A 14375-nucleotide genomic window follows, 5' to 3' on the forward strand; every position below is an offset into this window, starting at 1 on the left:
ATGAATAAAAAAACAATATTTAGATCGTTTACTTTTTGATGATTGTGTCCATCGGTAAATGTACCTTGATAAAATCAGGATAAATCTCGAGAAAAACTGGGTTTTGTAAAGTTTTTTGACCGCCATAAATTAAATACCATTGAGTTTTATCAAAAATCGCCAAAGTTTTATATCGAATGATGCGATCCTTCATCTCAAGAACTGTTGGAATTAAAGCATACAAAGTACCGTTATCAGTTTGTAAATACTCTATATTTTCTTTATCTAAATAATAAGCACCAGAAGGCAAATCCTCAAATTTCCTATGCAACTGTTGAAGAAAATCACTACGTAAAGCACTCTCTGTTGTATTCAATCGATGTGCCATCTCTTTATAAAGTCGCTCAGGCATATAACGAGAAATAGGTGTAAAATCCCTATTTTTTATAGCATTATTGACATCAACAACAACTCTTGAAAGTTCAGCTTTTTGTATTATTGTAGGCTGAGATGCTAAACTCTGTTGATTAACAATCAAAAAGAAAAATAGACTCAGCACCAAATAAAAAATAGGTTTCATCATTGTACTTCTTGTTTTAGTAAAATTTCAGTTCCTCAAATAACGAAATCAAATAACGTTTGATCATCAGTAATATCACGATAACGCCAACCTAACGCTTGAAATTTTTCCTCTAAAAGGCAAAAATTACCGTATTTTTTTGTTTCAATCGCAACCAATACAGAACCAAAGTTTCTCGCTGATTTTTTAAGATATTCAAAACGTACGATATCATCATCTGGTGATAATGTGGAAAGAAAATGACGCAATGCACCAGGGTGTTGCGGAAAACTAAAAATAAAATATTTTCTCAACCCTTGGAAACGTAAAGAACGCTCTTTAATTTCTGGCAAACGCTCAAAATCAAAATTACCTCCTGAAATAACGAGAAGAATTTTTTTCCCCTTTAACTCTTGAGGAGGAATACTGTTAAGCGCATCAATCGATAAAGCACCAGCCGGTTCAAGGACCACACCTTCAACATTAAGCATTTCAACCATCGTAGAACAAACACGATTTTCAGGAACCGTAATGACAGAATCAGGAGAAAATTTCTTTAGAATTGTATAGTTCAGCGCACCAATTTCAGCCACAGCAGCACCATCTACAAAAGTGTCAATATTTTCAAGCTTGACGCGTTTTCCACTCTCCAAACAAGCAAGCAAACTTGCAGCTCTTTGCGGCTCAACAAAACGAAGCTTTGTTTTCCAACCATATTCATGTAAAAACTTGCTCACCCCACTTGCCAAACCACCACCCCCTACCGGCACAATCATCAAATCTGGCTCACTTTCTCCATTGAGTTTTTTCCATTGTAAAGCAGCTTCACAAAGCACTGTTGCCTGCCCTGTAATAATGCGAATATCATCAAAAGGTGGAGCCATTACACCACCGCTCTCTACGACAAAGGATTGCGCAGCTTCATAACATTGATCAAATGTTTCACCAATCAAACGAATATCAATGAATTCTTTACCAAAAATACGTGTTTTCTCAATTTTTTGTTGTGGCGTTGTCATAGGCATAAAAATCACGCCTTTACGTTTAAAATAACGACAAACAAAAGAAACCCCTTGCGCGTGATTCCCTGCTGAAGCACAAACAAATGCAGAATCTGGTGATAGACTGCTCAGCATTTCTGAAACAAAATTGAAAGCACCACGAATCTTATAAGACCGCACCGGTGTTAAATCTTCACGCTTTAAATAAATTTCTGCATCATACTTTTGACTAAGAAAATCATTTCTTTGAAGTGGTGTTTCAGCAAACACGTGATGCAATCCCACCATAGCTTTTGTGACGTCTTGAATAAATTGACTCATAACACTAATCATTTCATGCTTTATTTACATTATAAAAGCTTTTTCTAGCGATAAAGAAAACTATTGTCAGTCAAAATTTTACTAAAAAAATGAAAAATGTTTCTTTTGTCATTAATTCTTGATTCAATAAAAGATATAGCTTATGAGAGAACTCTCATCGCGGACGTGATGAAAACGGTAAACATAGCAGACTTAAAATCTGCCGGTCAAAGACCTTGCGGGTTCAAGTCCCGCCGTCCGCACCAGACTGTCTTAATTCCCCTTATTTTCCAATGATTTATTAAAAATCAACAAAAATTAAACCACCTTCTAAACCACCTTTCGCAACTCCATTATAACGCTATCAGACGGCACCGCGATGATGCTAAAATACGAATCATTGCTGCTTTTTGAAGTACCTTTTTAGCACTTTGACCTCCTCCTCGTCTTTTAGGGTGGAGAGGCAGTCAATCTCTATTTCCTCATCCTTAAGGATGAGGAAATGAGTCATGTTTTTAACGTTAAGTAGCTTTCACAACAGGGCTTGGTAAAATTCGCTTAACTTCTGTTGTAACTGATTTGTAATGCTTAAGCTCTTTTTCGAGGTCATTTGCATCTAACAAATGCCTCATCATCAATCCTAAGATTTCTCCAACACCAGCAGCACCATTCACGCTCTTAACAGGAGTAAGATAATATGAAGAAAAGGAAGTGAGGTATGAAACGGAGATAGATCTGAGTTTAGTAGAAGCAGTTGTTATCTATTTTATTGCTAATTTTGGGGTGGCTCCTACTCTTCATGACTCTTGTAAAACAATGCAAAAGCTCAGAAAAAAGATAATAAAGAAGCTGAAATTAATACGTACACAAAAAGATGTAACTCAAAAACAAGAAGAATAAATTCGAAGATTAACTGCTTCCAAGATTATTTTCCTCGAATGGCAGTAAAAAATTTAGCCAAAAAGTAGTTTCAAGTATTTTCTCACAAACATTTTTTCAAGACAGGCAATCACAACACGCTCTGTCATAGCGCACATATAAATACGCAACAGCCTTAATGGGGGAATATGATCATCAATGCACAAACCATTCTCTGCCTTGATCTAGATACCTAGACAGGCTGGACAATTTCTCGTGTAGACAGCAATATAACAAGTAGCACTGTCAATTTTGAATCCTCTCGTTTTGAAGGCGATGGTATGCGCTATTTGCGTTTTCAGCAATGGCTTACAAAAATGAAGGTAACAACAGATAAAGGCAATGCCTCAAAAGAAGAAATGATTAAGACGGTGTATGCAAAAGGACATGCGCTACAAGATCACTTGGAAAACAGTCTTTTGGCGAAAGCCAATCTTGTACGCAAAGCTGTTTTGAACACCCGTGAAAAAAGGCTGAAAGAAAAGGCAATGAAAGAGGATTCAAGACCACTCACGTTGGTTGAAAAGCAAAAGCTTGAAGGGATTTTAAATGGTCTTGGAGGAACAGTGAAAAACATTGCAGGTTAGCAAACTAGTGAAAAGTGCTGATCGTTTTGTGATTAGATGTGCATTTAAATCGACATAAAGGCACCGTACACAGCGATTTAAGATTTTATGATAAAAAATTTATAATATAAAACGCTCTGTACGGTCAAATTTGAGGCAAATAGACAAATTTGTAAAATTAGGATTAAAGCATGTTCATTTTAAAACATCTATTCTTAAAAAAACGTAAACAGCCCATGCGAAAGAGGTTTGTTGCAACAGCAGTGGGATATACACCATGGAGGATGGGGCAGAGGAGTATTTTTACAAGCTCTACGAATATGAAGACGGTACAAGAGAGTGTGAAAAATTTGATGCTGATCAGTATTACAAAACACCTAAGAATGCGGATTTTAGTACCAAAGCACAAGTAAAAGCATGAGTTTACGGTGGTGCTATTCTAAAAAACATTCTCAATTACGAACCTCTTATAGACGAGATCAACAGAGAGATCAAAAAATTATCGAAAACCGCAGGAAATCAATATGTTTACAGATAAGCAGCTAAGAGCCTTGTTTGGCATTATAACTTTTATATTTTTATGTTTTTTAGGAATTAAAAAAATCTTTACTTTATTCAGAGTATTTTGACATTCGCATCTGTTTCTTTGGTAATAGTCACAACTGTTTTTGCAATTTTATGCAATTCCAATATTCCTTCTGAATTGCAGAGCAACCCAAAATACAAATGCGGAAATACAACAGGTTGGGTGAAACTAACACGTGATTTACACCAGTATATGCACAGACTCTTAAAGCTAATAAGTTTAGCGCTTGTCGTTTTAATTTTCCCAAGTAGTTATAAAGAAACGGTCTCTTTACCCATCATTTCTAAGTACTTGGAGCATAAGCTTTCTTTTCCATTGGATACTGGTACTTAGATATTGCTCTTTAGTACTCTTTTTAGTCTGTGTATTGTTTCTTATGTTAAGCACACGCAATTTAATAAACATGTCCATTTACGCACTACAGTGCTCAGTTAAAAAGCCATAGTAAAATTTCCGATTTTATAATTTTTTACAAAGAATTCATTCTTATGACCTTATAGATAGCAAGCTAGAAAAAGCGATTTATATTCAATTAGGTAAGTATAAAAAAGAAAAAATTGCAAAGTCATGCTATTAAGAAAGTATCAAGTGTGTAAAAATACTTAGAGTTAAGCGGATAGGTTACGAAACAGCCTCTCCCATGCCTTTAAAATACTGACTATCTTTTGTGCTTGTGAGGACATATAATGATTTTGTCGGGTGTGGTTATGTCATACAAGACCCTTTTTAGGGGAAAGCATAGCGACGGACTTAACGCCGTGTTTTCAACGCCCAGTGCCCTTATAGGGTGTCAATTGAAAACTCCATTACGTTAAGGATTACTAGTATGAACGCTATAGTTAAAAATCAAATGACCTCCATTATTGCTACTGTTGCAAATGATACCCCCTCCTTTCAAAAGCACGCTCTTGCAAAAAAAATATGAATTAACAAATGAAATGAAAACAGTGAAAGATCTTTTAAGTGATCGAGTTCGAACCATTTATCGCATACGTGCATTAAGAGACTTTGGTAATGTAAAAGCGGATGACTTGGTGGTTTTATAGAGCATGAGGGCAATTTAAGTCACGAAGGGAATTGCTGGGTTGGTGGTAATGCATGGATTTATAATGATGCCTATATTTCTGATAATGCTCAGGTTTGTGGTCAATGCTAGCATTTGTGACACTATGCTTTTAAACAGCAAAAAGAAAGCCATGTCATTTGCGTGATGTGGCTTTATGTTTATCAAAAGATAAAAAAACATAATTTTATATGTTAAAAAATAATAATATCATTTTGAAATAATTGAAAAAATTATTAAAAAAGTAAGTGAAAACATGCTAAATAAAGTGATGTTAATTGGCTATTTAGGTGCTAATCCCAAAAGCAAAACAATGAATTCTGGTACAGAAATAGTCAATTTTAGTATAGCGACTTCTGAGAGCTATGTAGATAAAAAGACCAATCAAAAAGTAGAAAAAACAGAATGGTATTCAGTTGTGATTTTTAATCCACATTTGGCAAAAATTGCACTTCAATATCTAAACAAAGGTTCAAAGGTTTACGTAGAAGGCAAATTACAGACACGCAAATGGCAAGATAAAAATGGGTATGGCCGTTACTCAACAGAGATTATCTTGCCACAATTTAAAGGCGAATTATATTTACTTGATGCAAAGAAAGATCAATCGGCATCCCCTACTCCTTCATCCATTACTACCCCAAATTATGCTATCGTTTCAGGTGCTGCTGATCATAGTGCATCTCTTAATGATGCTATCCCATTCTGACTGATAAAATATGGCAAAGAGAAAAAACCGTACAAAACGCGGACGTCCTCGAATTAAAGGATGTATCAGAGAACCAAACGGACGCATCTCACGAGCAAAAACACTGGCAGGTACCCCAACGGGTAAAATGATATAGCCTCTCTTTTTTCTCCTTGCACGACGCATGATACGCCCCACCGCCTGTATGACATCTACATGACTTTATGGGGATGTAAAAACATAACCGCATCAAAAACAGGGACATCTACTCCTTCAGAGAGATATCTTACATTGGTGAGCAAACACGGACAAACATTCTCCCCCGCATCTTCCTTAAGCCAATCAAGGGCTTTATTACGTTCTTTGGCACTTTGTGTTCCATCAATATGAGCAAATTTACAGTCAAAAGGCGAAGTCTCTTTATGGACCTTATGAAGATCATATAATTCTTTCTGTATTTCTTTAGAATTGAATGTATCACGGATACGTTTAGACCTATTGATATCTTTACAAAAAGCCAAAGCCCGACGCATGAGATTTGGGTTATCACTCAAGTCAACCTTCAGATCTATTTTAGCAAGGGCTTGATAACAGCCTATGATCTTGGTTTTATCGTCAAGAATAAGTCCATAATTCTCATCTGTTATCAGATGTTGAATGGATTGACTTACTTCCTCTTCATCAACACCCAAAATAATAATCTTATAAGGAGATAAAAGTTCATTCTTAACGGCTTTTGAGAGAATGTATAGATATAAAGCTCTTTTCCATAGAGTTCTTCATCATCCATAGAAGCCAGAACGGCATTGATCTCATTGGCTTGCTTTTTGGCATTATCCGTAAAGGCCTTGGGGATTGCTGTCATGTACAGACGTTTTTTACCCCGAATGATGCTGTTATCGTGAACCTTGATAAATTCAGATTCACGTTTGTCTGTTCCCAACACAACCCCAGTCGTACGGTGTACTTCATCACAAATGATCAGATCAAATTCGGATAAATCACATTCCTTTTGCTCATCCGCAATCACTTGGATTGATTGGTAAGTAGCAAACACCACGGTCATTGCATGTGCTAAGGCTTTATTTGCTTTTTCTCAAAGTTTTTGAGCATCAGTTGGTAGCTGGTAGAGCGAGATCTGAAACATCGAGTTCGACAGCATCATCTTGTGTTTTACGACGCTTGCCAATTCATATATCAGAACATACCGCAAAGGAAAGCAAGGGGACTTGTGCAGGTGTAAGCGCCCTCGCATTAGTATTCCGGAAGCCTGAAAGTACTGAGTTTGAATCAGCTTTTTTGCTTTTAGTGCTCATCGCACTTGGACATAGCAAAATCTCCCAGAATTCCGATACACCCACAGAGTGGGCTCATTTTTATGATCAAACTTTAGGGCTTTCAGACCCTACTGATCGCTGCCTAGACAACCAAAAACACCTTTAAAGTATTAAAGGAATTTCACGCGATTAGCAACCAAAATGAAAGCAGTGTTTCTTATCTCTCAAAAACTGTAAGATTAGGCACTCTTCAAAAGAGAGACAATGCTAAGGGCTGTCATCGTGGTTAGTTATCAACCCACACAATGCCTCTTGTTCAGAAAACGCACAACACGAGATAAGAAAAAATGTTGTTTGCAAAGTTCTCTCTTGCCTATACAAAGAAAAAATAAAAAATTTGGAGGGCTCCTATGATAAATGACATTTACTGTGTTGGACTCAATTATGTTGAACATGTTCATGAACTAGGCAATACTGTTGAAAATGAACCCGTTATCTTTAGCAAGCCAAACAGTTCACTCATCTTAGGCAATGAAATTTATCTCCCTGATTTTTCCAAAGAAATCCATTTTGAAACTGAAATTGTGCTCAAAATCTCAAAGGACGCTTTCATGGTCACAGAGGAAGAAGCAGAAAAATGCTATGATGCCGTAGCAATAGGTCTTGATCTCACAGCGCGGGATTTGCAAACAAAACTGAAAGGAAAAAGGCTTCCTTGGCTTTTATCGAAAGGATTTAAAGGCGCTGCATACGTCTCTGACTTCATAAACAAGGAAAAAATAAACAACCCAATAACCTTTGCAATGAAGTTGAATGGCGAAACAAGACAAGTTGGCAATACGAAAAATATGATCTTTAGCTTTGAGAAGATAATCTCATTTTTAAGTCACTACATTCAGCTAAGACGTGGTGATCTCATATACACAGGCACTCCACAGGGTGTCGGAAAACTTTCTCAGTTTGACAGAATAGAATTGTATCTCGAAAATCAATTAATTTCAGAGCTAAAAGTAAAATGAATCATCAAATACTGACCTTTTTCATTGTTTCATTTTTTTTAGTCATCTCACCGGGGCCGAATATGGCCCTTATCATCGATAATGCAACGAGATTAGGAAGAAAGAACGCATTTGTAAACGTTTTAGGATTGTGTACAGCAACATATGTGCATGGGGGGCATTTTCCATACTAGGTGTATCAGCGCTCATTCTCAACAACAAAACGCTGTTTTTTTTAGTAAAACTCATGGATGGCAGCTATTTATTATACATGGGCTTTAAATCAATTAAATCTGGAATACACAACTTAAATTCAAAAGAAAGAAGTTCAACGAATGAAAAGCATGCTACGAGTGAAACAAAGCTTTTAACCAGCTACAGAGACGGCTTTCTGACACAAATACTAAACCCCAAAGTATCAATATTCTATATAGCGGCCTTCCCGAAATTTTTATCTTCTGGTGGTGGCATTAAAAAAGGCTTTGAACTTGTAACCATACATTCCTTCAACATCTTTGCATGGTTTACCTTGATGACCATTTTTATATCATTTGCCAGCTCCGCTTTAAAAAAGCAGCGAATAAAAGGTGCGATTAATATAGCGACAGGAACAGTTTTATCTCTGTTTTCTTTTTTCATTTTCTTTGGATAGTTTTATCTTTTGATAACAAATTGCAAAGCTAATAAAGCAATCTTTTTCTGATTCTGTCTCTCACGATGAATAGCTCAACCTCTAACAGAGCTTATACAATCCCCAGTTTTTTCTTTGTATAACTGAATTATGCTGCATTTCTTTATCATAGTCTCAAGGATTTTTGTGTAAACGATGTGAATTTCTCGCAACGTTTTATAAAATGTTATCAATATCTAAACAAAATCCTTATTAATTACTTTAGAAGAAATAAGCTATGATATTCCTCTTTTCGTTTATGAAACAAAAGTAACTTTTTGATTTATGATAGCATCATACAAACAAAAAGTGATTTTAAAAATCATTTTAATTTTCTATCATTAAAAACTGTTTCTTAAACTAAGATGAGAACTCTTGAGCGCTATTTGAGCAAAATTAAAATTCTCACCATTGTGAATAATAACAATAAAAAAACTTCCTATTCAAATATCTGTTACGTTATTTAAGAGGAAAACATCCTCTTTTTTCAAAACCATATTCTTGTCTTTATCCACACAAAATCATAAAAAACGTTTTTTTCCTTTACACCTCATTTATATCATGCTTCGATACAGAATGATGCATTTTTTAGTGTAATTTAATCTCAAAATAATTAAAGGGAACCCCCAAAAAATGAACTGTAAACAAAATTTAAAAGATGGTCCTCATATGAAACTACAACGTGGCCTAGATAACCGTCACGTACAACTTATAGCCCTCGGTGGAGCTATTGGAACAGGTCTCTTCATGGGATCAGGAAAAACAATTAGTGTAGCAGGCCCTTCCATCATACTCGTTTATGCTATTATTGGATGTGCCCTATATTTTGTAATGCGTGCTATGGGAGAATTATTACTTTCTAATTCACAATACCGGTCCCTTATTGATTTTTCAACCGATATGCTAGGACCAGGAATCGCTTTCTTTGTGGGCTGGAACTATTGGTTAAGCTGGGTTGTAACTGGAGCTGCAGATATTATTGCTATCATTAACTATATGCATTTCTGGTGGCCAACACTTAATCCATGGATTGTTGTTTTTGCTTGCATTGGTTTCTTTTTAATCCTTAACCTCCTTGCCGTAAAATTGTTCGGTGAACTTGAATTCTGGTTTGGTCTTATCAAAGTCGTAGCAATTTTGGCATTAGTTATTGTTGGATTTTATATGATCGCCACAGGCTTTACCTCTCCAAATGGTACTGTTGCCTCTCTTAACCATGTATGGAACGATGGAAATATCTTCCCGCGAGGAATTACAGGTTTTTTTGCTGGATTTCAAATTGCCATTTTTTCTTTTGTTGGTATAGAAATTGCTGGAACAACGGCAGCTGAAGTTAAAGAACCTAAAAAAGTTCTCCCTAAAGCAATTAATGCAATACCGGTGCGTATTGTACTCTTTTACATCCTTTCTCTCACTGTGATTATGTCCGTTACTCCTTGGAATCAAATTGTTCCAGAAAAAAGTCCCTTTGTCTCCATGTTTTGGCTTGCAGGCATTCCAATAGCTGCTGGTTTGGTCAATTTTGTTGTTCTCACCTCGGCTGCCTCTTCAGCAAATAGTGGTATTTTTTCGACTAGCCGCATGATATACGGGCTTGCAACACAAAAAGGTGCTCCTCCAATTTTAGGGAAGCTTTCCAAATACCATGTTCCAGCCAATGCTCTGTTCTTTTCCTGCCTATGTATTTTAGTAGGATACACAATCGCATCATCATCTCCAAGCATCATAAGTGCTTTTACAATTGTGACGAGCATTTCAGCGATTGCATTTTTATTCGTATGGTCCGTCATTTTGATTAGCTATATTGTGTATCGTCGCAATCACCCTCATCTACATGCTGAATCCGTCTACAAAATGCCGGGAGGTGTCATTATGTGCGGGATCGTGTTAGTCTTTTTTGCTTTCATGCTCTATTTATTGACATTAGAACATGATACCCTAACAGCTTTAAAATACAGTATCTTTTGGTTTATTTTCTTAGGTATAATGTATTTTATATTTATAAGAAAAAAAATCTCTCCAAAGAACAAATAAAATCTATACAAAACATCTCAAAAAGGGGTAACTAAAGTTACCCTTTTTCTACTTAACCTCCTCCTCATACCTCAAAAGACGAGGATTCCTCGCAAGTCTTGGTTTGTAAACAATCCGACTTTGTTAAGAGAGATGCCTGCTGACCACTTATATGATTCACCTACATAAGGCTCTATGGGCTAGCCCTACCCTGAATACTCACCACACATTCTAAAAATACTTAATATGTAAAATTTTATATGCTTTATATCACTACTCTAAACAACAGTATTTTACTGCATTATAGGATAAGAAACGCGCTATTCTGTGAAGAATTCTCTATAAACTTCACTGATATTGTTTATTAATAAAACATGAGCTTTTATCTAAAACCACCCCCAAAAAGTTATATTCAATTTTTTAGCAAAATTAAAAATACAGCTCTAAACAGAATATATCTTAATAGCTATCTACAATAAAAAAAGATTCTATGAAAATATTTTTCTATTTATAATAAATTTTAAATATAAATATTTAAATTTAAATTTAAAATATATTTTTAATATTTAAATAATATTTTAACAATTTGAATATTATTATATTTATATACAAATATTTAAATTTAATAAATTTATAATTTTATTTATATTTTTCTGTAATGGAAAATATTTATTAATAAATAATTTTAAATGAAAGCTATTTAATACAATGATTTATTACAAAATAATTGCAAATATAATATATATAAATAATAATTTATTATTTATTATAAATAATATTATTTATTATAAATAATAAATAATATATAATGTTTATAGTTTATGTATAAAACATAAAAAATATAATATAATTTATATTTTAGTTCTTATGTATAAAATAATTATTCCATTAATTTATAATGTTTTTTCTTTATTGACATATAGTCATAGAAAAAAATTCCTTTACTCCTTAACCATAGCGTGTTCCGATAGAAGGCATTACCTTTTTTAGGATAATTTTTATTTAAAAATAACTAAGGGGAACTTCCCAAAAATGAACAAACAAAATTTAGAAAAAAAACCTAAGAAGAAATTGCAACGTGGACTACATAATCGACACATACAACTTATAGCCCTCGGTGGTGCTATTGGAACAGGTCTCTTCATGGGATCAGGAAAAACAATCAGTGTAGCAGGACCCTCAATTCTACTCGTTTATGCAATTATTGGTTGTGCTCTATACTTTGTCATGCGTGCTATGGGAGAGTTATTGCTTTCTAATACACAATATCGATCTTTTATTGACTTCTCAACCGATCTTCTAGGTCCGTGTGCCGGATTCTTTATCGGCTGGACATATTGGTTATGTTGGATTGTCACCGGAACTGCTGAAATTATTGCTATTGTCACTTATACACACTTTTGGTGGCCTGAACTCAATTCGTGGATTCCTGTTATAATTGGTCTTATGTCCTTTTTAATTCTTAACCTCGTCGCCGTAAAACTATTTGGCGAACTTGAGTTTTGGTTTGGTTTTATCAAAATCGTAGCAATTCTAGTCTTAATTGTTGTAGGATTTTATATGATCTTTACCGGTTTTGTCTCTCCAAACGGCACGGTTGCTTCTCTTAGCCATATATGGAATGGTGGAAATATTTTTCCGCGAGGAATTACAGGCTTTTTTGCTGGATTCCAAATTGTTATTTTTGCTTTTGTTGGCATTGAACTCGCTGGAACAGCTGCTGCTGAAGTACAAGAGCCTCAAAAAGCTTTACCACAGGCTGTTAATTCAATACCAATCCGCATTGTATTCTTTTATATATTCTCTCTTCTTGTGATTATGTCTGTGACACCGTGGAATCAAATCAGTCCAGAAAAAAGCCCATTTGTAACAATGTATGCACTTATTGGTATTCCAACTGCTGCTGGTTTGATGAACTTTGTTGTCCTCACAGCTGCCGCATCTTCAGCAAATAGTGGAATTTTTTCTACCAGCCGTATGATATATGGGCTAGCAACACAAAAAGGTGCTCCTAAATTTCTAGGAAAACTTTCTCGTAACCACGTTCCAGCCAACGCATTATTCTTTTCATGTTTATGCATCTTATTTGGTTATGCAATTGTATCGTTATCTCAAACCCTCATAGCTGCTTTTACAATTGTTACGACGATTGCCGCAATTTTGTTTATATTTGTATGGTCTATCATTTTGATCAGCTATATCGTCTATCGTCGTAATCGTCCTCTCCAGCATACTGTCTCTCCTTATAAAATGCCAGGAGGTGTTATTATGTGTTGGGCGCTTCTTGTTTTCTTTGCATTCATTATTTATTTATTATCATTAGAAGCTGATACTGCCATGGCTTTAAAATACACTCCAGCGTGGTTCATATTTTTAGGAATTGTATACTTTCTTTTTGGAAGAAAGAATTATGCAAAAAATTAAAAAATAAAGCTTATGTTGCAAAAAACATATAAAAAAGGGTAACTAAAGTTACCCTTTTTTGATATTTATCTATAAAATTATAAAAGCTATTAACAAAATATCTCTTTAGAAGCTTCAATTACGCTCTTTATCAACCAAAGCATTAGACTTTATCCAAGGCATCATAGAACGAAGTTTTTTACCAACTTCTTCAATAGGATGATTATCATTTAAACGCCGCATGCCTTTAAAATGAGCTGCACCAGCTTTATACTCTTGAATCCAATTTGACGTAAATTTACCCGTCTGAATATCCTTCAAAATACGCTTCATTTCTGCTTTTGTTTCATCAGTAATCACGCGTGGACCAGACATATATTCGCCCCATTCAGCCGTATTGGAAATCGAATAATTCATATTTGCAATGCCCCCTTCATACATGAGATCAACAATCAGTTTAACTTCATGTAAACACTCAAAATAAGCCATTTCCGGTGCATAACCTGCTTGTGTTAATGTTTCATAACCTGCTCGAATCAGTTCAACAAGACCTCCACAGAGAACCGCTTGTTCACCAAAAAGATCAGTTTCGCACTCTTCTTTAAATGTTGTTTCAATTACCCCAGCACGTCCACCACCAAGACCACATGCATAAGACAATGCTACATTATGAGCATGTCCTGAAGCATCTTGTGCCACCGCTATTAAGCAAGGAACACCACGACCACGTTGGTATTCATTGCGCACTGTATGACCTGGACCTTTAGGAGCAATCATCACAACATCAACTGTTTTTTTAGGTTCAATTAAGCCGAAATGAATGCTCAAACCATGCGCAAAAGCAATCACCGCCCCATCACGTAAATGATCATGAATATGCTCTTTATAAATATCAGCTTGCAATTCATCTGGTGTTGCCATCATGATGAGATCTGCCCATTTTGCAGCTTCCGCAACACTCACCACTTCAAAACCATCGGCCATAGCCTTCTTAACTGTTTCCGACCCTGAACGTAAAGCTATTTGCACATTTTTAACACCGGAATCTTTCAAATTTAAAGCGTGCGCACGCCCTTGAGAACCATAACCAACAATGGCTACTTTTTTCCCTTTAATAAGATTAACATCCGCATCACGATCATAATAAACACGCATAAAAAAACTTCCTTCTTTTTCTATTTAAACTGGATTTCAGATTATTTTTATTAAATAAGAAACATTATCTTCAGTGCATCACACACTTATAAAGACAAAAAACACCGCTTATAAGAACATAGCAATTGAATAATTTTTAAAGTTTACATATTGCATAAAAAAACTGTAGTCCCCAAACATTCCCAAAACATATACGGAT

General features: G+C 35.2%; 11 protein-coding genes, 1 tRNA gene and 4 pseudogenes. 11 read left to right on the top strand and 5 right to left on the bottom strand.

Translation table 11 applies throughout. The features are described 5' to 3' along the window. Positions 1-28: 28 nt before the first annotated feature. On the bottom strand, positions 29-559 hold the full coding sequence (locus ACFIK8_RS04675; RefSeq protein WP_375636234.1) for a hypothetical protein: 531 nt from the start codon (positions 557-559) through the stop codon (positions 29-31). A gap of 35 nt (positions 560-594) precedes the next feature. Further along, positions 595-1872, bottom strand: coding sequence for a threonine ammonia-lyase IlvA (gene ilvA / locus ACFIK8_RS04680; RefSeq protein WP_026500531.1), 1278 nt, complete (start codon positions 1870-1872; stop codon positions 595-597). Positions 1873-2019: 147 nt separating this feature from the next. Here ilvA and ACFIK8_RS04685 point away from each other — a divergent pair. Continuing rightward, positions 2020-2105: transfer RNA gene (locus ACFIK8_RS04685), tRNA-Leu, on the top strand. A 255-nt stretch (positions 2106-2360) separates the two neighbouring features. On the opposite strand, the gene ACFIK8_RS04690 is transcribed toward ACFIK8_RS04685, so the two are convergent. Beyond that, positions 2361-2513, bottom strand: coding sequence for a hypothetical protein (locus ACFIK8_RS04690; protein ID WP_375636210.1), 153 nt, complete (start codon positions 2511-2513; stop codon positions 2361-2363). A gap of 525 nt (positions 2514-3038) precedes the next feature. Here ACFIK8_RS04690 and ACFIK8_RS04695 point away from each other — a divergent pair. From ACFIK8_RS04695 to ACFIK8_RS04720, 6 genes and pseudogenes are all read left to right on the top strand, one after another. Continuing rightward, entirely contained in the window at positions 3039-3344 is a 306-nt protein-coding gene (locus ACFIK8_RS04695) for a hypothetical protein (RefSeq protein ID WP_375636208.1), read from the top strand. 170 nt (positions 3345-3514) lie between these two features. Then, positions 3515-3861, top strand: a pseudogene (locus ACFIK8_RS04700) (hypothetical protein). Then, positions 3848-4354: pseudogene (locus ACFIK8_RS04705) on the top strand (hypothetical protein). The pseudogenes ACFIK8_RS04700 and ACFIK8_RS04705 overlap by 14 nt, the downstream one beginning before the upstream one ends. A 463-nt stretch (positions 4355-4817) precedes the next feature. Beyond that, positions 4818-5056: pseudogene (locus tag ACFIK8_RS04710) on the top strand (hypothetical protein); the annotation flags it as partial. Positions 5057-5228: 172 nt separating this feature from the next. Continuing rightward, positions 5229-5681: a single-stranded DNA-binding protein gene (gene ssb / locus ACFIK8_RS04715; protein WP_375636206.1), complete on the top strand. Its 453-nt coding sequence runs from the start codon at positions 5229-5231 to the stop codon at positions 5679-5681. A gap of 10 nt (positions 5682-5691) precedes the next feature. Further along, positions 5692-5817: a hypothetical protein gene (locus ACFIK8_RS04720; protein WP_375636237.1), complete on the top strand. Its 126-nt coding sequence runs from the start codon at positions 5692-5694 to the stop codon at positions 5815-5817. Here the strand turns inward: ACFIK8_RS04720 and ACFIK8_RS04725 are convergent. Further along, positions 5769-6892, bottom strand: a pseudogene (locus ACFIK8_RS04725) (helicase-related protein); the annotation flags it as partial. The gene ACFIK8_RS04720 and the pseudogene ACFIK8_RS04725 sit on opposite strands and share 49 nt — an antisense overlap. A gap of 455 nt (positions 6893-7347) precedes the next feature. Here ACFIK8_RS04725 and ACFIK8_RS04730 point away from each other — a divergent pair. The 4 genes from ACFIK8_RS04730 to ACFIK8_RS04745 all read left to right on the top strand — a co-directional run bounded on the left by ACFIK8_RS04730 (position 7348) and on the right by ACFIK8_RS04745 (position 13042). Next, positions 7348-7956, top strand: a complete 609-nt coding sequence (locus ACFIK8_RS04730) for a fumarylacetoacetate hydrolase family protein (protein ID WP_375636204.1) — start codon at positions 7348-7350, stop codon at positions 7954-7956. A gap of 130 nt (positions 7957-8086) precedes the next feature. Then, on the top strand, positions 8087-8587 hold the full coding sequence (locus ACFIK8_RS04735; protein WP_375636202.1) for a LysE family translocator: 501 nt from the start codon (positions 8087-8089) through the stop codon (positions 8585-8587). Between the two features lie 651 nt (positions 8588-9238). After that, positions 9239-10639: an amino acid permease gene (locus ACFIK8_RS04740; protein WP_375636200.1), complete on the top strand. Its 1401-nt coding sequence runs from the start codon at positions 9239-9241 to the stop codon at positions 10637-10639. Between the two features lie 1011 nt (positions 10640-11650). Next, on the top strand, positions 11651-13042 hold the full coding sequence (locus ACFIK8_RS04745; protein WP_375669004.1) for an amino acid permease: 1392 nt from the start codon (positions 11651-11653) through the stop codon (positions 13040-13042). A gap of 114 nt (positions 13043-13156) precedes the next feature. On the opposite strand, the gene ilvC is transcribed toward ACFIK8_RS04745, so the two are convergent. Beyond that, positions 13157-14176: a ketol-acid reductoisomerase gene (ilvC, locus tag ACFIK8_RS04750; RefSeq protein WP_375636196.1), complete on the bottom strand. Its 1020-nt coding sequence runs from the start codon at positions 14174-14176 to the stop codon at positions 13157-13159. Between the last annotated feature and the right edge of the window lie 199 nt (positions 14177-14375).

The sequence above is a fragment of the Bartonella sp. MR168JLCBS genome, assembly GCF_042194175.1.

Bases quoted from the DNA above. Each gene is read 5' to 3' on its own strand.
- ACFIK8_RS04720 (WP_375636237.1), top strand. From the start codon at position 5,692: ATGGCAAAGAGAAAAAACCGTACAAAACGCGGACGTCCTCGAATTAAA.
- ilvA (WP_026500531.1), bottom strand. From the start codon at position 1,872: ATGATTAGTGTTATGAGTCAATTTATTCAAGACGTCACAAAAGCTATG.
- ssb (WP_375636206.1), top strand. From the start codon at position 5,229: ATGCTAAATAAAGTGATGTTAATTGGCTATTTAGGTGCTAATCCCAAA.
- ACFIK8_RS04695 (WP_375636208.1), top strand. From the start codon at position 3,039: ATGCGCTATTTGCGTTTTCAGCAATGGCTTACAAAAATGAAGGTAACA.
- ACFIK8_RS04675 (WP_375636234.1), bottom strand. From the start codon at position 559: ATGAAACCTATTTTTTATTTGGTGCTGAGTCTATTTTTCTTTTTGATT.
- ACFIK8_RS04730 (WP_375636204.1), top strand. From the start codon at position 7,348: ATGATAAATGACATTTACTGTGTTGGACTCAATTATGTTGAACATGTT.
- ACFIK8_RS04745 (WP_375669004.1), top strand. From the start codon at position 11,651: ATGAACAAACAAAATTTAGAAAAAAAACCTAAGAAGAAATTGCAACGT.
- ACFIK8_RS04740 (WP_375636200.1), top strand. From the start codon at position 9,239: ATGAACTGTAAACAAAATTTAAAAGATGGTCCTCATATGAAACTACAA.
- ilvC (WP_375636196.1), bottom strand. From the start codon at position 14,176: ATGCGTGTTTATTATGATCGTGATGCGGATGTTAATCTTATTAAAGGG.